This is a genomic window from Sphingopyxis macrogoltabida (assembly GCF_001307295.1).
GTDB lineage: Bacteria > Pseudomonadota > Alphaproteobacteria > Sphingomonadales > Sphingomonadaceae > Sphingopyxis > Sphingopyxis macrogoltabida_B.
Window position 1 is genome coordinate 1 of record NZ_CP012705.1, and the last position, 19,860, is coordinate 19,860.

Here is a 19,860-nt window from a genome sequence, read left to right on the forward strand (position 1 = left end):
TCGATCCGGCGTAATCGCACACACCGGTCCCGGAAGATCGAACGGTAGCTTTGAGATAGCGCCTCATCACCCTCTCCACTGGCGAACGCTGAAGGCACCCACCGCCGGTTTCGCCTGGCTTCTCTCGGAAGCCTCGCGGCCGGCAGGCCGCTCTGGTGACGGCGGTAGCCGGCACGGATCGAAGGTGCATTGGCCGTGAGGCCAATTCCGCATTGCTCTTCTCAGGTCGACGGTTTTGGGTGAGTCCTGTCGTTAAGAGATTCTGTTAAATAGGAATCGTTAAACAAGTTAAACCGCTCAAAAAGCGGAATCTTGCCTTGCTTATCAACTGCTTGCCGGACAGCCCGGTGGGTGAAACCCCGTGATTCGGTGTGTGATACCCCGATAGCGCGGTGGGTGATACCCCGACGCCAAGGTGGGTGAAACCCCGAGACTCTGGAGCCGAAAAGGAGCCTCCCGCGCTAGTTATCCACAGCCTGGCTGGTGGCTTCGGCATCGCCCGAAGCATGTCAGGGTTCAGGCAGCATCGCTGGCCGGTGGGTGAAACCCCGATAGTTGGACTTGCGGTGTGTGAAACCCCGATAGTCAGCGGCGGCCAGCAAGCCGGTCCATCTGTGCATCGACTTCCTCGGCCCGCTTGCGCTCGGCGTCGAAACGGGCGCGCCGCTCCTCCTCGGCGCGCATTCTCTCGGCGAGTGCCAGTGCCTCGGCCTCGCCGCGGAGCCTGAACAACACGGCCGGGCTTTTGTCCGTCGTCTCGGTCAGCTCCATCGCATAGTCGGGGAGCTGGTCGGCCTCGATCACCCGCCGAAGCATCCGGTTGAACTCCTTGGGCTGGGCATCGCTGCCGGTCTTGTCGCGAAGTACCTCTACCCGGCAAGTCCACCCACCGCGCTGCGTGCCGGCGTGCTTTCGCGCGATACGATAGAGCGCCCGCTCCAGCCCTCCGGAGAGCAGGAAATAGTCGGGGTGCATGGTGAGCAGCGACTTCTCGTTGACGATGCCCTCATAGACCCAATCCGAGAGGGTCAGCGTCATGCCGCGCGGCTGCTCCGTTTCGGCGTCGGTGTCGAAGGTCCAGCTGTCGAGCCAGTTGAAGCCAGCCTTCTGCCGGCGCTTCGTCGCGCGGATCGAAGTTGTGATCGAGGTCGTCTGGAGCCGGAGGAGCGCAGCTTGCAGCTCCTGATAGTCCCTGCCCCCTGTGCTGCGCTTGATCGCCCGCAGTAGGTCATAGGGCGTGGTTGTCAGCGTGCGGGGCAGATCGTTCAGCCCCTGCTGCTTCATGCGGTTGAGCGTGGACGCGGCCCATATCAGGATATCGGCGTCCCAGATCGTGGCCATGCCGTAGTCGGGAATGGCCTGGACGCGCACCCAGGCCTCGCCATCCGGGCTGCGATACTCGATCGGCTTCAGCCGCTTGCGCTTCTGGAGCGAGAAGAACGGGCGCTCCATGACCTCCCGCTGGTCCTTGAGCGGAAGATCGCCGAGCGCCGGAATGAACAGGTCGAACTCGGGATTGGGATCACGCCGCTTGCTCACGGCGCGAACCTGGTGTGTCCCCGCTGGACCAAATACTGGCGCAGCAACCGCTCGGTGATGACGGTAAGGGGCTCCCCGCCCTCCTCGACGCTGAGCTGGCGCAGTGTGCGGTGCATGTCTTCGGGAATGTGGATTAGCACCGGCTTCTTGCCGGGATGGCTGCTGCGCCGGGCCGGTGCTGCCGGGGCCGACGTGTCCGCCGCACGCCGCGACCGACGCGGGACGGCAGGCTGCGGCGCGGGAGTTGCATCGGCAACGGGAGCCTGTGCCTGTGCCTCGGGCTCGTCATCGAAGATGCCGGCGAGCGCGGAAGATTTCTTCGCCATCATCCAACCTCGCTTACTTGCTTAGTCGTAAAGCCGCTTAGTCGCTTAGCCTCATCATAGGCGGCGCGCAACTCGGCCGCCGCCTTGCTGGCCGGGTCCGTCTCGGCGGCCGTTCTGCCGAGCGGCGTGGCCTTGTAGAAATCCTTGCGGAAGTGGAGGCGGCTGTCGAACATCGTCACGCCCTTCGCCGCGAAGCCGGCATGGGCCTCCTGCCCCTCCCCGCCCTGATGCGGAACCTGCGTCAGTATAACGGCGAACGGCGTGCCTGCCTGCTGCACCTGCTTGACGGTCTGCAACACCGAATGAACGTCCAGCCCCCGCGGCGCGACAGGGATGATGACGAAATCCGCCTGCTCGGCTGCGAGCATGGCAATGTCCTTGGAGTTCGCCGGCGTGTCGATGATGATGAGGTCGATCTTGCCGCTGCTGCGCCCGCGGGAGACGTGGAGCGGCAGACCGGCAACGCTGCTGTCCTTCACCATCACGTCGTCGTCGTCGCGGCGTTCGGACCAGTAGAGCGCCGATCCCTGGCGATCGTCGGCATCGAGGATAACGACCGACGCCCCCTCCCGCGCCGCCTCGACGGCGAATCCGGTTGAGAGGGTGGTCTTGGATTGCCCGCCCTTTTGCGCGATGACGGCCCATACTTGCATAGCTGCTGCTCCTACTAAGCGGCTAAGCGACTTATAGAGCTTAGCCGCTTAGTCGTAAAGATGCTTAGTCGCTTAACCAGGTTCGTCCTCAGTTCCGTCGCCGATCGGATCGTGGCGCATCGGGCCGTGCCCCTCAACCGGGCACAAAGGTGCACCCGCTGTCTCCAGCCATTTGCGCGCAGTCGTCTACGCCAACCAGGCCACGGTCGTAATCGAGCCCACGGCCGACAGCCTCGCCCTGATCAGGACGGCCACGCGCGCGGCCGCGGCGATGTGGCGCGACGGCTACCGCTACCAGAAGACCGGGATCGTACTGCTCGACCTCTATCAATCCGCGGGCCTGCCCGTGGCCGACCTGTTCGCGTCGTTCGATCCGGAAAAATCCAAGGCGCTGATGGCGGCACTTGATCCGGTCAACGGCCGCTTTGGCCGCAACACCCTGCGACCGGGCGCTGTTGCGGCAACGCCGACCTGGGCATGCGACGGGGTAATCTGTCTCCCTGCTATACGACGCGGGAGACAGATTTTCTGCGCGTTCACACCTGAAAGCACCCTACCATAATGCATGCTACATATATGTTGACGGATTTCGGTTAGGCGCGCATACATGCTGCATGAAGGAGATTGTGCATGGGCGGTATTTCACATAGCGCGGTTCTCGCGCGCCTTAGAAGCGAGATCGGGGTAACGCAGGCGGCCTTGGCGACGGAGGCCGGCCTCGATCAAAGTCGGGTTTCCCGCATCGAAAAGGGGGAGGTGTCTTCCGAAGCGGAAGTCGAGAAGGTGCTCGATGCGCTGACGGCGCTCGGCTCTCCCCAGGCCCGGGCCTATAAAGAATTCATCGGCCGCGCGTGGGAGAACATCGCGCCGCCGAGCTTCTTCAACCCGCAGCGCGCATGCCTTGAAATAGCCGACGAGGCGCTTCGCGACATCGACACCTTCCTCGCCGATGAGAGCCGTCCCTGGCCGCTCCGCCGCCAGATCGAGCGGCATAAGGACACCCTCATCAAGGGGGCGAACTACCTTCAGAAGATGAACCACAACATCGCCTTCATCGGGCCGATCGGCGTGGGAAAATCGACAGGTCTTAGCTTCCTCTTCGACCTTCTCGTGCCGCCGACGCTGGCCTCCAAGCCGATCGACCGGCCCGTCCTCGAAACAGGGGCGGGCGGCACGACCATTTGCGAGGTTCATATCAAGCGCGGGCCGGAATTCGGCATCAGTTTGCTGCCGATGTCTGAAACCGAGCTGCGCGACCTGGTGGCCGACTTCTGCGCCTCGCGTTGGGCGGTGCTGAAGGGCGAGCTGAAGGAGTCAGCCGATAACGCCGGGGTGAGCCGCGAGCATGACCGGGCGATCCGGAATATGTCGGGCCTAACGCGTCGCCGCTCCACCGAGAACGGCAAGATCGTCTATTTCGATCCGGTGAGCGATCTGGTCGCCTCCTGCGCGAGCGAAGACGAGTTCCGCACGCGGGTCCTGGAGTTGATGAAGCTGCCCGAGCGCACTCAAAGGGAACTCTGGTACGACAGCGTGACGCGGCAGCACCCGATGGAATGGGTGATGAAGACCTTCCGCGAGGTAAACAACGGTCGTCTGGCCGACGTGTCGCTGCCGACGAGCATTGACCTGATCATTCCCGAGTTCGGCCGCAGCTTCGGCGAGCTGGAAATCAATGTCATCGACACGAAGGGCGTCGATGATGTGGCCGTGCGCGAAGACCTGGACCTCCGCCTCAAGGACCCCCGCACCGCGGTCGTGTTCTGCACCCGCTTCAACGACGCGCCGGGCGTGACGACGCGCTCCCTGCTGCAGCACATGCACGACACGTACTCGGAACCGGTGAATACGGGGAAAGTCTCGATCCTGGCGCTCCCGCGCACCGAGGAAGCGCGGGCCATGAAGGACGACGCGGGCGAAGTCGCGATGGACGATGCCGAGGGATATGCCTTCAAGCAGATGCAGGTGGAGAACGAGCTGGCGGCCGAGGATCTGGCCGGCGTTCCCATGGTCTTTTACAACGTGCAGTCGGACGACGCGGCGCCGGTGCGCGGCGCGCTGTTCGACCAGCTGAACCGTATGCGCTCCACGGTCGAGGCCCGCCTGTTCGACCTGTGCGCCGCTGCCGACGAGGTGATGAAGAACCACGAGGCGCAAGCCCTCACGGCGGCAATGGAGGAAGTAGCCGAAAGGCTGAACTCCTTTCTTGATGCTCACCCGGCGCTCCCGGCCCGTGAGCGTCATGCTTATACGGAGGCGCTGACGACGATCGGCGGGGTGCGATACGCCGCGACGCTGTGGGCGGCGACGCGCCGGAACGGCGAATATTCCGGGTTCAACATCATTCACAACATCGGGGTGGGCGCGGCGAAGGATGCGCGGCAGCGCAGCGATCGGTGGTTCTCGTCGCTGAAGGACTACATCGCCGTCATGAAAGGCGACGAGGGGCTGCAGCTGGCGGAGAAGACGATCAGTCAGATGGAGCAAAGCGCGATCGCAACGCGCACCGCATTCCTGGAAGCGGTGCAGCGGGCGGGGATGGAAGTCTATCGCGGCCCCCTCTCCAGCGCTTCGATCTGGAGTCAGTGCGCGGCCGAATGGGGTGCGGGACCGGGCTTCAAGGGCCGCGTCGCAGGCAACCTGAAAACGTGGTTCGAAGACCGGGCCGATCTGAAAGACAAGCTGGAGGAGATTACGAACGTCCTCTGGGATCAGCTCGTCATCGCGCCGATGCGCCGCCTGGTGGCGGAGAACGCGCCGGAAGCCGGGCTGGGTGGGAACGTGATCCCATTCCCGACGAAAGCTGCATAATAATCAACCACGAGGGGGCCTAAGAACCATGGCGGGATCAACGTTCCAGACTAATCCGATCGACCTTCAACGGCTGCTGGACGAATGCCATCGCGGCATCATCCAGCTGCCCGACTTTCAGCGGAGCTGGGTCTGGGACGAAGACCGCATCAAGAGCCTCATCGCTTCGATCTCGCGGGCTTTCCCGGTCGGCGCGCTCATGTCGCTCGATACGGGGGGGCCTGTGAATTTCAAACCTCGCCCGGTCGAAGGCGCGCCGCCCGAGGCCCGGCAAATGGCGCCGCAATCCCTCCTGCTGGACGGCCAGCAGCGCATGACGTCCCTCTATCAGGTGGCGTTGCGGGGCAAGGTTGTCGAAACCGTCACCCCGAAGAAGAAGCGTGTCAAACGCTGGTTCTACATCGACATCCGCAAGGCTATCGACGAGCTGGCCGACCGCGAGGAGGCGGTCGTCGGCGTGCCGGAAGATCGCATGGAGCGCACGGATTTCGGCCGGGAGGTCACGCTCGACCTCTCGTCGCCGGAGAAGGAATACGCGGCGCTGATGTATCCGGTGTCGCAGGTGTTCGATTGGGACAAGTGGCAAGACGGCTTCGACGACTATTGGGCCGGCGACGAGCACAAGGCGGTCCGCGAAGAATTCCGCGCCTTCAAGCGCCAGGTGCTCGAAAACTTCAAATACTACCGCGTGCCGGTGATCGCGCTCGACCGCTCGACCTCGAAGGAAGCGGTCTGCGTCGTGTTCGAGAAGGTGAACACAGGCGGCAAGGCGCTCGACGCCTTCGAGCTGGTCACGGCCATGTATGCCGCCTCGGGGCATGAACTCCGCAAGGACTGGTATGGCGATGAAAGCACCAAGGGGCGCCATCGCCGCCTCGCCGACACGCTACGCCCCGCGGATTCCGACGCCGGCATCCTGGCGGGCGTGGGCAACACGGATTTCCTGCAGGCGGTGTCCCTGTTCTACACGCGCGACAAGCGGCGTGCGGCCGAGCAGGCGGGTAAAGAGGGCAAGGAGCTTCCGGCGGTGTCGGGCAACCGCCAGGCACTGCTCGATCTCCCGCTCGACGCCTATAAGCTCTATGAAGCGCAAGTGGAGCAGGGCTTTGTACGGGCCGCCAAGTTCCTGCACATGCTGCATATCTACCGCATTTTCGACCTGCCCTATCAGTCGCAGATTGTCCCCCTTGCGGCGATCCTCGCTGACATCGGCGACGCATGGGAGCACGAGGCCAATCGGTCCAAGCTGGTGCAATGGTACTGGAACGGCGTCTTCGGCGAACTCTACGGGTCGGCGGTCGAGACCCGCATCGCGCGCGATTTCATGGAGGTGCCACGCTGGCTGAAGGGCGGCCCGGCCCCTTCGACCGTCAGCGAAACGATGTTCCGGGCTGACCGCCTGAAAACGATGCGCATGCGACTGTCAGCCGCTTACAAGGGCGTGAACGCCCTACTGATGAAGGAGGGGGCGCAGGACTTCCGCTCCGGGCAGAGGTTCGATCACACCGTCTTCTTCGGCGAGAACGTCGACATACACCACATCTTCCCGCAGGACTGGTGCAAGGCGCGCGGCATCAAGCCGGCCGTCTTTGATAGCATCATCAACAAGACGCCGCTGTCCTACCGCACGAACAGGATCATCGGCGGCGTGGCGCCGTCCGAATATCTCGGGAAGCTGGAGAAGGGCAACAACGCCAACCCGCCGATCAGCAGCGAGAAGCTGGACGGCTATCTGGCATCGCACCTGATCGATCCGGCGATGCTCCGGGCCGATGCCTTCGAGGCCTTCATGGACGATCGGCAGAAGCGGCTGCTTGGCCTGATCGAGCAGGCGATGGGTAAGGCCGCCTACAAGGGCGACGTTCCGGAAGAGGGTGAGGATGTCGAGAGCGACGACGATACGGCCGAGGCCGAGCAGACGATCCCCTTGGCTTAAATGACAGGGACGCCGCCTCCGGCGGCAGGCTCGGCAGGGGGGTCCTGCGGGGTTGTATGGCGTAACTTGACACCGAACGCTTATTTTGGTAGCATAGATCATGAAGATCAGGAACGTGATCCATAAGGGATTGCGACGCTTCATCGAGACCGATGATGCTAGCGGGCTGCAGCCCGCCGTCGTGGCCAAAATCCGGCGCATGGTCTCCTTTCTCCAGGACATGGAGAAGGAGGACGAGCTGCGCACGGTGCCGAGCTGGAAGGCCCATCAGCTGACCGGCGACCGCAAAGGCACCTGGAGCCTGTTCGTGACCAAGAACTGGCGGATGACGTTCCGGATCGATCGGGGCGAGATCGAGATCGTCGACCTCGACTATGAAGATTACCACTAGGAGGTGGCCATGGCTGCAAATCTGGGACTCCGCTTGAAGAACCCCGCCCATCCCGGCGGCTTCATCAAGCACGAGATCATCGAACCTCTCGGCCTGTCGGTGACCGCCGCGGCCGAAGTGCTGGGGGTCACGCGGGCGACGCTCTCGACGCTGCTCAACGAGCGGGCGCACCTGTCGCCGGAGATGGCGCTGCGGATCGAGAAGGCCTTCGGCGTCTCGATGGACACGCTCATGCGGATGCAGAACAGCTACGACATTGCCCAGGCCCGCAAGCGGGAAGGGGACATCAAGGTTGCCCCCTTCAAGGGCAAGCCGATCGATCCGCAGCCGTCGATGATCTGACGCGAATGCTCCTTCCTTCTTGCAAGTGCACCTCATGAGTTTAATCAAGTCCAGAGAGCGAGTGAACGATCACGGTGAGGTATTCACTCCCCCGTGGCTCGTCGAAAAGATGCTCGATATCGTCAAAGGCGAGACGGAGCGCATCGACGCGCGCTTTCTTGAACCTGCCTGCGGCAGCGGCAATTTCCTGGTGCCGATCCTTCAGCGCAAGCTTGCGGCAGTGCAACTGAAATTCGGTAAGTCTGAATTCGAGCGGCGCCACTACGCGCTGTTTGGCCTTATGTGCTGCTACGGTATCGAGCTGCTGCCCGACAATATCGCCGAATGCCGCGCGAACATGCTGGAGGTCTTTGCTGACTATCTCGGCGTCGGCCAGCAGGACGAGGCCTATCGCGCCGCCTCCTTCGTGCTGACGCTCAATCTCGTCCATGGCGATGCCATGACCATGCGCGACACAGCGGGCGCGCCGATCAGCGTCGTGGAGTGGGGCTATTTAGGAAAGGGCAAGTTCCAGAGGCGGGATTTCCGGCTCGATGTGCTCACCGGAATGGCAAGTTTCAGCGCCGAGGACTCGCTCTTCGCCAGCCTCGGGAAGCACGAAATCTTCACGCCCACATCATCATATCCGCCGATGTCGCTTGGCGACCTCGCGGCAATGTGACGGCGGTACAGGGGGAAAAGAATGAACGAACAGGCGGGATTCACATTGCGGGGGCGCAATCCCGACGTTTTGACCTGCATCGCCAACCTGTCGAACGACGAGGTGTTTACGCCGCCGGAGTTCGCCAACCGGATGCTGGACACACTGGCCGAGGCGTGGGCAACGGCCAATGACGGGGCGAGCATATGGGGAAATCGAAATGTTCGATTCCTCGACCCCTTCACCAAGTCTGGCGTCTTCCTGCGCGAGATCACCACGCGGCTGATTGCTGGGCTGGCCGATGAAATCCCAGAGCTGCAGGAGCGGGTCGATCATATCCTGACCCGCCAGGTTTTTGGCATCGGCATCACTAAACTCACTAGCCTGTTGGCGCGACGCAGCCTTTATTGCTCGAAGTATGCCAACGGCGAACATTCGGTCGCCAGCAGCTTCAAGACGGAAGTCGGTAACATCTGGTTTGAGCGGATCGAGCACACCTGGAACGGAGGGAAGTGCTCGTTCTGCGGTGCGCCCCGCTCCCTCTTTGACCGCGACAAAGGCCTGGAGAACCACGCCTATGCTCTCATTCACACCAACAACATAAAAGCTCGCATTGGAGAGCTGTTCGGAGCCGACATGCAGTTCGATGTACTTATCGGAAACCCTCCCTATCAGATGACCGGCGGGGCTGGCGGAACAAGTGATTCATCTATCTATCATCTGTTCGTTGAGCAGGCGATGGCGCTGGAGCCAAGATATATTTCGATGGTAATTCCATCTCGCTGGATGGCAGGTGGCCGTGGGATGGATGATTTTCGTCAGGCTTTCCTGAGCGGCGGTCATCTGAAGGAATTAGTTGACTTTCCCGCGTCGGCGGAAGTTTTCCCTGGTGTCGAAATCAAGGCCGGCATCTGCTATTTCCTATGGGATAGGGCACATAAGGGGAAGTGCAATGTCACGACGTTTCGCGGCGGCGAAGCCATCGGTCCTATAGCACGCAAACTTGATGAGTATGACATCTTTGTTCGTGATGGACGAGCGCTATCAATTCTTCATAAGGTTCTTTCACACGATGAGGTTCCTATAAACAGCATTTTAAGCCGAGATACCGCCTTTGGCCTTGCCTCAAATTTTGCTCAATTTCGCGCGACTGAGCGCGATGGCGATGTGGCACTTTTTTTCATTCAGAGGATGAAGAGAGGCGTCGGGTACGTAGCTCGTGATACCATAAGGAAGAGTATTCCTCTCATCGACAAGTGGAAGCTTCTCGTACCGGAAGCTTATAATGGTGGCGACGCGGTTCCACATCAAATACTTGGCAAGCCTGTTGTTGCCCCACCTAACTCAGTGTGCACTCAGTCATTTCTTGTATTTAGCGTTGATACTCAACAAGAGGCTGAGAGTGTGCGATCGTACTACTCCACGCGCTTGTTTAGGTTTCTGGTGTCTCAACGAAAAATAACTCAGCATGCGCTGAACTCAACTTACTCATGGGTCCCAATGCAGACATGGGACACGACTTGGACGGATGAGATGCTGTACGAGAAATATGGCATTTCAGCGGACGAGCAGGCTTACATCGAGTCTCAAGTTCGCGCGATGGATGTCGGCGATGGCGAGTAAGCCCGCAATTGAGGAAATCCTCACCCCAAAGCCGGAAGCACGCCCCCGCATCTACGCCTATTCGATCGCATCCGACACACACAGCGGCCTTCTCAAGGTCGGTCAGACCACTCGCGACGTGACGCAGCGTGTCTCGGAGCAGCTCAAGACGGCCGCGATCACCAATTACACGATCGAGCTGGACGAAAACGGGGAGCGTGATGATGGCGGCATCATCACCGATCACGCAGTGCGTGAAGCCCTAAAGCGAAAGGGTTTTGCCAATCCGCAGCTCGAATGGATGCGCTGCACGGTGGCCGACGTGAAAACCGTGCTCGCAGAGCTGCGCTCAGGCCAGCAATTCACCGGCACTCACCATGAGGATTTCCCGCCGCGCAAAGAGCAGGCGGAAGCGGTCGATCAGACCTACGCCTATTTCCGCTCCCGCTGGGAACAGGACCCCAAGGCGGTGCCGCGCTTCCTCTGGAACGCGAAGATGCGGTTCGGCAAGACGTTCACGTCCTACCAGCTCGCCAAGAAGCTTGGAGCGAAGCGGGTACTGGTCCTGACGTTCAAGCCAGCGGTCGAGGATGCGTGGCAGGCCGACCTGGAAAACCATCGGGATTTCGATGGCTGGCAGTATCTCTCCCGCAAATCGGGGCGCGACCCGAGCCAGATTGATCCCGAAAAGCCCGTGGTATTCTTCGGCTCTTTCCAGGACCTCCTTGGCCGCGACAAGGCCGGAAATATCAAGGCCCGCCATGAGTGGGTGCATACGACGAATTGGGATTTGGTCGTGTTCGACGAATACCATTTCGGCGCCTGGCGGGAGACGGCCAAGGAGCTGTTCGAGGGCGAGGAAGAGGCAGTCGCCAAGAAGGAGACCAGCCTTGAGTATGCAGCAGACCTCGAAGACGTGAACGAGGATCTCGGCGTCCTCTCAGAGAGCGAGGCCGAGTTCCTGCCGATCACGACACGGGCTTACCTCTATCTCTCGGGAACGCCTTTCAAGGCCCTGGCCACCGGCGAGTTCATCGAGGAGCAGATTTTCAACTGGACCTACACCGACGAGCAGAAGGCCAAGGCCGCGTTTGCGGCCAAAAATCCCGGTAAGCGGAACCCCTACGGGGCGTTGCCGCAGATGCGCCTGCTGACCTACCAGATGCCTGACGAGCTGCTGGCAATCGCCAGCGCAGGCGAGTTCGACGAGTTCGACCTGAACGCCTTTTTCAGTGCAACAGGTACGGGCGACGCGGCGGAGTTCAAGTTCAAGAACGATGTCCAGAAGTGGCTCGACATCATCCGCGGCGGCTATGCGCCGCAGACGGTCAAGAGCCTCAAGGCCGGCACCAGGCCGCCATTCCCCTATTCGGACGTGCGGCTGCTGCCCTATCTGCAACACTCCTTCTGGTTTTTGCCGAACGTGGCCGCCTGCCACGCCATGGCTAACCTGCTCAAGGAGCGGCAGAACACCTTCTGGCACGATTACAACGTGATCGTGTCCGCCGGTGCGACGGCAGGGATCGGCCTCGACGCGCTGCCGCCGGTGCGCGAAGCGATCGGCAGCGGCTTTGACACCAAGACGATCACTCTGTCCTGCGGCAAGCTCACCACCGGCGTCACCGTCGCGCAGTGGTCGTCGATCCTGATGTTGCGGAACCTTAAGTCGCCGGAAACCTACTTTCAGGCGGCGTTCCGGGTGCAATCGCCATGGTCGATCAAGAACCCCAACGGGGATGATCCGAACGAGGAAGAGGTCCTCAAGCCGGTCTGCTTCGTATTCGATTTCGCCCCGACGCGCGCGCTGCGCCAGCTCTCGGAATACGGCATTGGCCTTTCGCCTGGCGAGGCCAATCCCGAGAATGCTGTCCGCGAGCTGGTCTCGTTCCTCCCTGTGCTCGCCTATGACGGCGCGAACATGACACAGATCGATGCCGGCGGTATCCTCGATATCGCCATGGCTGGGACCTCGGCCACGCTGCTCGCGCGCAAGTGGGAATCGGCGTTGCTGGTCAATGTCGACAACGACACGCTCCGTCGTGTTCTGGACAATCCCGAAGCAATGGCCGCCGTCGAGCGGATCGAAGGATGGCGGTCTCTCGGGGACAACATCATCGAGACGATCATCAACAAGAGCGAGACGGTTAAAGACCTTAAAGCCAAGGCGAAGGAAAAGGGGGGCGAGCTGTCTGCGAAAGAGAAGAAGGAGCTGACGGACGAGGAGAAGGAGTACAAATCGAAGCGCAAGCTGGTGCAGGAGAAGCTGATCAAGTTTGCCACACGCATTCCGGCCTTCATGTACCTGACGGATTTTCGCGAAAATACGCTTCAAGATGTCATCACCAAATTGGAGCCCGAGCTGTTCCAATCGGTAACGGGCCTGACGGTCGCGGACTTTCACCTGCTCGTGCGGCTTAAGGTGTTCAACACGGAGCGCATGAACGAAGCAGTGTTCGCCTTCCGGCGATATGAGGACGCCTCGCTCCGGTATACCGGCATCGAAAGCCACGAAGGGCTGACGCATTATGGCCTTTACGACACCGTGGTTGCAAAGGACGAGGCAGCCTGACCAGAAAACCCTAAGCCTGACCATACATTAGTTTACATATTTTGCATTTGGGTTGACATTTCTACCCTTCAGTGACACAATAATGGGTATGGAAGTTGACAAGTCCCTTGTATCTGCGCTGATCGAAGCCGCCATGTCGGCGAATTACACCGGAGTCCGCCGTATCGGCGGCCAGATCGCCAAAAGCCTAGCGGAACAAGACGACCTGGAGGGCGCGAAGGCCCTCCAGTCGCTGCTCCGGAAGCGTGGCGTCCCCCTTCAAGCTTCGGGCTATGCCGAGGCGCTTCCGCGTGACGCAGGATCGCGACTACCCCTCATTGAAGAGGGGCAATGGCCGACAACGCCGATCATGCTCGGGGGGGAGGCTGGCCAGACCATCTCGCAGTTCATCGAGGATGCGCAGCATATCAGCTTGCTGGCCGAGAAGGGCGTTTCCGCGCGCCTTGGCCTGTTGCTTTACGGCCCGCCAGGAACGGGGAAAACCCTGCTGGCGGGACATATCGCGGCGTCGCTGCAACGGCCGCTCTACGTCGCCCGTCTTGATTCCCTGATCTCGTCTCGACTTGGCGAAACCGCCAAAAATGTCCGGGGGATATTCGATTTCGTGCCTGCTCGTAACGCGGTGCTGTTCCTCGACGAAATGGACGCCATTGCAAAGCTTCGCGATGATCGGAACGAGCTGGGCGAGCTAAAGCGTGTCGTGAACACCGTTCTTCAGGGGCTCGATTCCCTGACGGACGACGTGGTGACCGTCGGCGCGACCAACCATCCACACCTCCTCGATCCCGCCATTTGGCGGCGCTTTCCCTACAAGGTGAAGCTGGATCTTCCCGATGAGGACGTGCGCGCCAGCATGTGGGAGCATTTCCTGTTTCAGGAAGATGCCCTTCACAAAGACAATGCGCGCTTGCTGGCGCGGGTTTCAGAAGGGCTGAACGGCGCGGATATCGAGAATATCGCGCTCGCGTCACGGCGGCGGGCGATCCTCAGTGACCGCGAGGTCGATCTGGCGCGTATCCTTCTCGCGGTTAGCGGATCAAAAACCGGCAGCCCACGCCTGCTCGACAGCCGGGACCTGGAAACGGCGGATAAGAAGGTTCTGACCCGCCTGCTCCACGAAAAGGGCGGCATCGGCCAAGCCGAGATTGGCAAGATCGTCGGTGTCAGTCGTCAGATGGTGCACCGCTATCTGAAGGAGGCGATCGATGGTTGATACTCCACGGCGGCCGCTGCTGAACCCCGTTCTGCGCTTCATCAAGGACCCCAAACCGGAAGGGGTGTCCGGCGGCGGAAAGAACGCGAGCAGCATCAAGACGGACCGCCTGCCCGAACAGCGGCGCGTGCTGTCTCGACAGTTCCTTGCCCTGTCCGAAGAGACGGCGCAGCGCCCCCGGTTCGATGGACGCGTTGTGCTCTACGCGGCGATGTTCGACGACTCCCTTGCGCCCAGCTACACGCCCTCGGACCTCTTTAGCCCGACGCGGGATGCGCGGCTCATTGCTCCTTATCGGTCGGGATACCTCGTCGAAGTGGCGGCGAACCAGCTTCCCGCTTTTGCGCGCCTCGTGCAGCGCACGGACCTGGCCAAGGAACAGGTGGACATCTCTCGCATCGAAGCCGTCCGCTTTTTCGAGAACGAGGATACCACCGGAGCCACGTCTCTGGACGAGATTTGGGATGCTGCGCCGGAAACCAAGGGAGGCAGGGCCTTCACAGTCTGGCTCATGCCTCTGCGCGGCCGCGATGCCTCAGAAGAACTGATCGAGCGCTTTGCTGCGCTCCGCGATGGCACGATCACACCGCCGCCGCCTCTTCTGGCGGGCGTCGATCTCGACGCCGAGAGCGATGTTCCGGTCGTGATGCGGCGCAGCCTGCGTGCGGCGGGCGCGAGCGGCGACCGCATTAATCTCGCGATGCGGGCTTATCGCCTGCGCCGTCGGGCGCGCACAACGGTTCTCGTTGCGTCGCGGGCCGCGCTTGGCCAGCTTGTCGCGTCCGGCACCGTATTCCGTATCGAGCCGGTACAGCCGATAAGCTCCACCTCGCCCGGGGAGGGTCGGGAGCCGGACCGCCCTTTACCGGAAAACTTGACGATGCTGCCAATCGTCGGCGTCGTTGATGGCGGCATGACGGCGGGGTCCTACCGTCATGCAGAGGCATGGCGCGCGCCGCCGCTCGTCGCTGATGGCGCGGCCGATACCCAGCATGGAAATTGGGTAACCTCTCTCGTGGTGCAGGGTCATGACTGGAACAACAATCTCACCCTGCCGCCGCTCTACTGCCAGGTCGGCACGGCCCAAGCCCTCGCAAAGCAAGCGTCGGGGGTCTTCGTCGACCCTCAGGATTTTATCGCCTATGTGGATGGAGTGATGGCAGCAAACCCGGACACGCGGGTTTGGAATTTCTCCCTCAATCAGGCCTACGCCTGCGATCTCGAAGCCGTGAGCGCGCTCGGGCATGATATTGCCTTGCTGGCGCGCAAGCACCGCGTGCTGCCCATCATCTCCGTAGGCAACAAGCCGGGCTCCCGGCTTCAGCCGCCCGCCGATTGCGAAGCGGCGATCACAGTCGGAGGCCGGAGTCACGACGGCAACGGCGATCCGGCGGGGGAATGTCCCGTGAGCCTGTGTGGGCCAGGGCCGTCCAGTATGCTCAAGCCCGACCTCTCGCATTTTTCGCACGTCCGCGTCTTGGGCGGGCATCTCATTCGGGGGTCGAGCTTCGCAACGTCCCTCACGTCGCCGCTCGCTGCACACACGATGGAGCGGGTGCGCGACGCCTCTCCGGACCTTGTGAAGGCTCTGCTGCTGCACAACTCGGACGGGATGAACTTCGATCCGGCCATGGGCTTTGGCACCCCGTCGGCCGCCTCGCTGCCCTGGGAGTGCCGACCTGGCTTTGTTACGCTGCAATGGCGCGCGACGCTTCGCCCTGGCGCAGCCTATTAGGCCCAGTCGGCCCGAAGCTGCGATTTTGGTCATCTTGGAGAACACGTCGGGAACGGGCTGGTTGTTGTTGACGATCGCCCATGCGAGGAACGACGTTCCGCTCCGATAAGGGAGCGGCGTTATGAGCCTTGGCGTTTCGAGTGGGGATCTGATCGGCTCCTGGAGCCTGAGTTTTTCGGACATCGCGTTCGTGACCGGCAAAGCGGAGACGGCACGACTGGGATTGGCGGTTCAGCTTAGATTTTTCGCCGGGCATGGCTTCTTTGTGCCGGATCATGCGTCGATACCCTCCGACGGTGTCTTGTATCTGGCGGAGCAACTTGGTCTCGATGCCAAATCCGTGAACCACTATGATTTTTCCGGGCGCACCGCCCGCCGGCATTGCGCGGAGATTTTGCGGCATCTCGGGTTCCGCCGTATGACGCAGACGGATCGCAGGGCGTTGTCGAGGTGGATTTCCGACGATCTTTGTGCGGGCGGGCAGCCGATCAATGCCATGCTCGAGCATGTTTTCCTGTGGTGCCGCGACCGCCGTATCTATGGGCCGTCGCGCAAGGAGCTGGAACGCCTCGTCCGTTCGCAACGACACCTCTATCTGGAGGCCCTGTTGGCCCGAGTCCGCGATCGGCTTGCGCCGGATGCGGTCGCCTTGCTGGAAGCCTCGCTCGCCGATCCCGATGGCCCGACCGGCTTCAACACGATGAAGGGGGATGCAGGTCAGGCGACGCTCGAAAACATTCTTGGCGTGACCGCCAAACTCGCCTTTATCCAACGGCTTGCTCTTCCCCGAGATTTCCTATCGGTCACGGGCAAGGCATGGGTCGATCAGATCGTTCGCCGGGTTGCCGGCGAGAAAGCCTCGGAGATGCGCCGGCATGTACCGGCGCGCCAGCTCGGGCTCTATGCCGTTTATCTGATGGCGCGGGAAGCTCAGCTTACGGATGCGATGGTCGACCTGCTGATCGAGACGGTCCATAAGATCGGATCGCGCTCGAAACGCAAGGTGGTGGGCGATATCGCGAAAGACATCGAGCGGGTCTATGGCAAGGAGCGACTCCTGGTCGAGATTGCCAGCGCTTCGATCGACGATCCATCCGGGCGCATCTGCGATGTCATTTTCCCAATCGCCGGCAAGGACAAACTGGCGGCGATCATCAAGGAAAGCCAGGCAAAGGGCGCCTTGGATCGGCGGATCTACAAGGTGATGCGGAGGTCATGGGCCAATCATTATCGCCGTATGCTGCCAAGCCTGCTTTCGGCACTGGAGTTCCGGTCGAACAACGCCGTGTGGCGTCCGGTGCTGGCGGCCCTGGACTGGATCAGAAGCAAAGTGGATGATGGATGCCGCTACGTGCCGCCGCACGCAGTGCCGGTCGACGAGGTCATTCCGGCGAGATGGCGCAGTTCCGTCATTGATGAAGAGGGGCGCGTAAACCGGATCAGTTATGAGCTTTGTGTCCTCGCGCAACTGCGCGATCGCATCCGTTCTAAGGAAATCTGGGTTGTCGGGGCGGACCGATACCGCAATCCCGATGACGATCTTCCCAAGGACTTCGATGCGCGGCGAGAAGCATATTACACAGGATTGAACCTGACGGCGGATGCGCGTGCATTTTCAAGCGCCATCCGGGAAGAGCTTGCTCAGGAACTGTTGCTCCTCAATGCCAATATTCCCCGGAACGACAAGGTTCGGCTGCTGTGGCGCGGCGAGAACCGTATATCTCTCACCCCGTTCAAACCCTTGCCCGAACCCAGGGGTCTCGCCTCGATCAAGACCGAGATCGGCCAACGCTGGCCGATGACCGGGCTGCTCGACGTACTGAAGGAGGCTGCCCTTGATACGGGACTTCTCGAAGCGTTCGAAACATCGGCCTCGCGTGTTGCACTGCCGAAAACCGCGCTGGATCAACGTCTCCTGCTATGCCTCTACGGCCTGGGAACGAATGCCGGGCTCAAGCGGATCGCCGGCGCCACCCCCGATGTCAGCTATGAAGAGCTGCTGCATGTCCATCGCCGCTTCGTTCATGCCGCGGCGCTCAAGGAGGCGTGTGCCAGGGTTGCGAATGCGACCCTGGCAATCCGCAATGCTGCAGTCTGGGGGGACGCCGGCACGGCCTGTGCGTCAGATTCCACAAAGTTCGGAGCCTGGGATCGCAACCTGATGACGGAATGGCATGCGCGTTATGGTGGACGGGGCGTCATGATCTACTGGCATGTCGAACGACGCGCGACATGCGTCTATTCCCAGCTCAAGCGCTGCTCTTCCTCCGAGGTCGCCTCCATGATCGAGGGCGTGCTGCGCCATTGCACCGACATGGAAATCCAGCGACAATATGTTGATAGTCATGGCCAAAGCGCGGTTGGCTTTGCATTTTGCCGGCTTCTCGGATTTGAGCTTGCACCCCGCCTGAAAGCGATCGCTCGCCAGAAGCTGGCTCTTCCCGATGTCGGCATGCGAACGCGGCTTCCCCACTTGCAGCCGATCCTCTCCAGTCCGATCAACTGGGATGAGATCGAGCAGCAATATGACGAGATGGTCAAATATGCAGCCGCGATGCAGACAAAAACCGCCGACCCGGAGGCGATCCTGCGCCGGTTTAGCCGCTCCGAGGTGATGCACCCGACCTACAAGGCGTTGAGTGAGCTGGGCCGCGCGGTCAAGACGATCTTCCTGTGCCGGTATCTGCGCGAGGAGTCCTTCCGCCGCGAAATTCATGAAGGCCTGAATGTCGTTGAAAACTGGAACAGTGCCAATGGGTTCGTTTTCTTCGGCAAGGGCGGCGAGATCGCCACTAACCGCATCGATGAGCAGCAGCTCTCGGTCCTGGCGCTACATTTGCTGCAAGCGTCGCTTGTCTATGTGAACACCCGAATGCTTCAGAGCGTGCTGGTGGAACCGAAATGGACGGGCCGGATGACGCCGGATGATTATCGCGGCCTCACACCGCTGATTTACAGCCACGTCAATCCTTATGGCCGCTTCGACCTCGATCTGAATAGCCGGATCGATTTTGGGCGGCTTGCTGCCTGACCGGGGCCTTTCCGCTCGCACCATTTGGGTGCACCCGAACGTGACGATCGGAAGTGACATATACGACATGTCACAAAAGGGTGGTTCCGTCACCAATGTTACTGTACGAGGGCAAAGCCACCCTAATGTGACGGATTTGCCCATGACCCGCGTCGGCTACGCCCGCGTCAGCACCATCGACCAGGATCTCGACATCCAGGTTGCCCGGTTGAAGGCAGCGGGCTGTGAAATCCTCCGCTCCGAAACAGGCTCGGGCGCATCGCGCACTGGACGCACGGAGCTTGAGACGATCATGCAGTTCCTGCGCGCCGATGACGAACTCGTCGTCCTGCGTCTCGATCGGCTCGGTCGCTCCACACGCGATGTTCTCAATCTGGTTCATGAACTCGACCAGAAGGGAGCCTCATTGCGGGTGCTTGAGCCGGAGGTGACGACGGCCGGAAGCATGGGGCGGATGGTGATCACCATTCTGGGCATGGTCGCGGACATGGAACTGACGTTCATCAAGGACCGGCAGCGCGCCGGGATCGAGGCGGCGCGCGCCGAAGGCGTCTACAAAGGCCGGAAGAAAAACATCGATGACGATGAAATCCGACGCCGGATCACCGCCGGCGCGAGCAAGGCCAGCGTCGCGCGCGACCTCAAGATCTCAAGAATGACCGTCTATCGGGCGCTTGACGTCATTCCTTCAAGGATCGGGCTGCCGGAAAAGCCGCCTTCTGTCACCATCGCCCTGCATCTGACCATCGAGAACTTCAACAAGCATGGTCGTGGCAGAAAGCCCGCTCGCGAGCGCATTGAGGCGATGCTGGAGCGGGATTACCAGATGCAAAAGACCGGGAACTGCGATTACACGCTGACCGTCGCCTATGATCAGGGTGCCGATGGCGTCAGCCTCGATGATGAGATCGCATCTCTCCAGACAGAGATGTTCAACATCGCAGAGAGCTACAGGTGCTCGATCGAGACCGATGTTTACGAGATTGGAGGACAAGAGCGAGCCTGGTAGATCGCCATGTTCAATCTTTGTTCTTCAACATGGCCAAAATCGCAGCTTCGGGCCGACTGGGCC

At 61.1% G+C, this 19,860-nt stretch carries 14 protein-coding genes and 2 pseudogenes; 12 read left to right on the forward strand and 4 right to left on the reverse strand.

Annotated elements, in window-relative coordinates; genetic code table 11:
* Positions 1 to 585: 585 nt before the first annotated feature.
* The 4 genes and pseudogenes from AN936_RS23825 to AN936_RS25705 all read right to left on the reverse strand — a co-directional run.
* On the reverse strand, positions 586 to 1,539 hold the full coding sequence (locus AN936_RS23825) for a replication initiator protein A (protein WP_024021610.1): 954 nt from the start codon (positions 1,537 to 1,539) through the stop codon (positions 586 to 588).
* Positions 1,536 to 1,868: a hypothetical protein gene (locus AN936_RS23830; RefSeq protein WP_234715878.1), complete on the reverse strand. Its 333-nt coding sequence runs from the start codon at positions 1,866 to 1,868 to the stop codon at positions 1,536 to 1,538. The genes AN936_RS23825 and AN936_RS23830 overlap by 4 nt, the downstream gene beginning before the upstream one ends.
* Positions 1,865 to 2,518: a ParA family protein gene (locus tag AN936_RS23835; RefSeq protein WP_054590671.1), complete on the reverse strand. Its 654-nt coding sequence runs from the start codon at positions 2,516 to 2,518 to the stop codon at positions 1,865 to 1,867. Before AN936_RS23835 ends, AN936_RS23830 begins: the two co-directional genes overlap by 4 nt.
* 72 nt (positions 2,519 to 2,590) lie before the next feature.
* Positions 2,591 to 2,701 (reverse strand): annotated as a pseudogene (locus AN936_RS25705) (transcription elongation protein SprT); the annotation flags it as partial.
* Between the two features lie 211 nt (positions 2,702 to 2,912).
* On the opposite strand from AN936_RS25705, the pseudogene AN936_RS25960 reads away from it, so the two are divergent.
* From AN936_RS25960 to AN936_RS23895, 12 genes and pseudogenes are all read left to right on the forward strand, one after another.
* Positions 2,913 to 3,064, forward strand: a pseudogene (locus AN936_RS25960) (DUF4113 domain-containing protein).
* Between the two features lie 84 nt (positions 3,065 to 3,148).
* Positions 3,149 to 5,329, forward strand: a complete 2,181-nt coding sequence (locus AN936_RS23845) for a helix-turn-helix domain-containing protein (protein WP_054590673.1) — start codon at positions 3,149 to 3,151, stop codon at positions 5,327 to 5,329.
* A 28-nt stretch (positions 5,330 to 5,357) separates the two neighbouring features.
* The gene (locus AN936_RS23850; RefSeq protein ID WP_054590674.1) at positions 5,358 to 7,265 is read left to right on the forward strand and encodes a GmrSD restriction endonuclease domain-containing protein; all 1,908 of its coding nucleotides are present in this window, start codon (positions 5,358 to 5,360) and stop codon (positions 7,263 to 7,265) included.
* Between the two features lie 100 nt (positions 7,266 to 7,365).
* Positions 7,366 to 7,656, forward strand: coding sequence for a type II toxin-antitoxin system RelE/ParE family toxin (locus AN936_RS23855; RefSeq protein WP_054590675.1), 291 nt, complete (start codon positions 7,366 to 7,368; stop codon positions 7,654 to 7,656).
* 9 nt (positions 7,657 to 7,665) lie between these two features.
* Positions 7,666 to 7,998 (forward strand): HigA family addiction module antitoxin, encoded by a 333-nt coding sequence (locus AN936_RS23860; protein WP_054590676.1) that lies wholly within the window; start codon positions 7,666 to 7,668, stop codon positions 7,996 to 7,998.
* Positions 7,999 to 8,032: 34 nt separating this feature from the next.
* Positions 8,033 to 8,659: an N-6 DNA methylase gene (locus AN936_RS23865; RefSeq protein WP_054590677.1), complete on the forward strand. Its 627-nt coding sequence runs from the start codon at positions 8,033 to 8,035 to the stop codon at positions 8,657 to 8,659.
* Positions 8,660 to 8,680: 21 nt separating this feature from the next.
* Positions 8,681 to 10,261 (forward strand): Eco57I restriction-modification methylase domain-containing protein, encoded by a 1,581-nt coding sequence (locus tag AN936_RS23870; RefSeq protein WP_054590678.1) that lies wholly within the window; start codon positions 8,681 to 8,683, stop codon positions 10,259 to 10,261.
* A complete protein-coding gene (locus tag AN936_RS23875) occupies positions 10,251 to 12,809 on the forward strand; it encodes a GIY-YIG nuclease family protein (RefSeq protein WP_054590689.1) in 2,559 nt (852 codons plus the stop codon). Before AN936_RS23870 ends, AN936_RS23875 begins: the two co-directional genes overlap by 11 nt.
* A gap of 88 nt (positions 12,810 to 12,897) precedes the next feature.
* Positions 12,898 to 14,022 (forward strand): AAA family ATPase, encoded by a 1,125-nt coding sequence (locus AN936_RS23880; protein WP_054590679.1) that lies wholly within the window; start codon positions 12,898 to 12,900, stop codon positions 14,020 to 14,022.
* A complete protein-coding gene (locus AN936_RS23885; protein WP_054590680.1) occupies positions 14,015 to 15,757 on the forward strand; it encodes a S8 family serine peptidase in 1,743 nt (580 codons plus the stop codon). The genes AN936_RS23880 and AN936_RS23885 overlap by 8 nt, the downstream gene beginning before the upstream one ends.
* A 121-nt stretch (positions 15,758 to 15,878) precedes the next feature.
* Entirely contained in the window at positions 15,879 to 18,788 is a 2,910-nt protein-coding gene (locus AN936_RS23890) for a Tn3 family transposase (protein WP_006961814.1), read from the forward strand.
* 142 nt (positions 18,789 to 18,930) lie between these two features.
* The gene (locus tag AN936_RS23895) at positions 18,931 to 19,797 is read left to right on the forward strand and encodes a recombinase family protein (protein WP_006961816.1); all 867 of its coding nucleotides are present in this window, start codon (positions 18,931 to 18,933) and stop codon (positions 19,795 to 19,797) included.
* Positions 19,798 to 19,860: the final 63 nt, after the last annotated feature.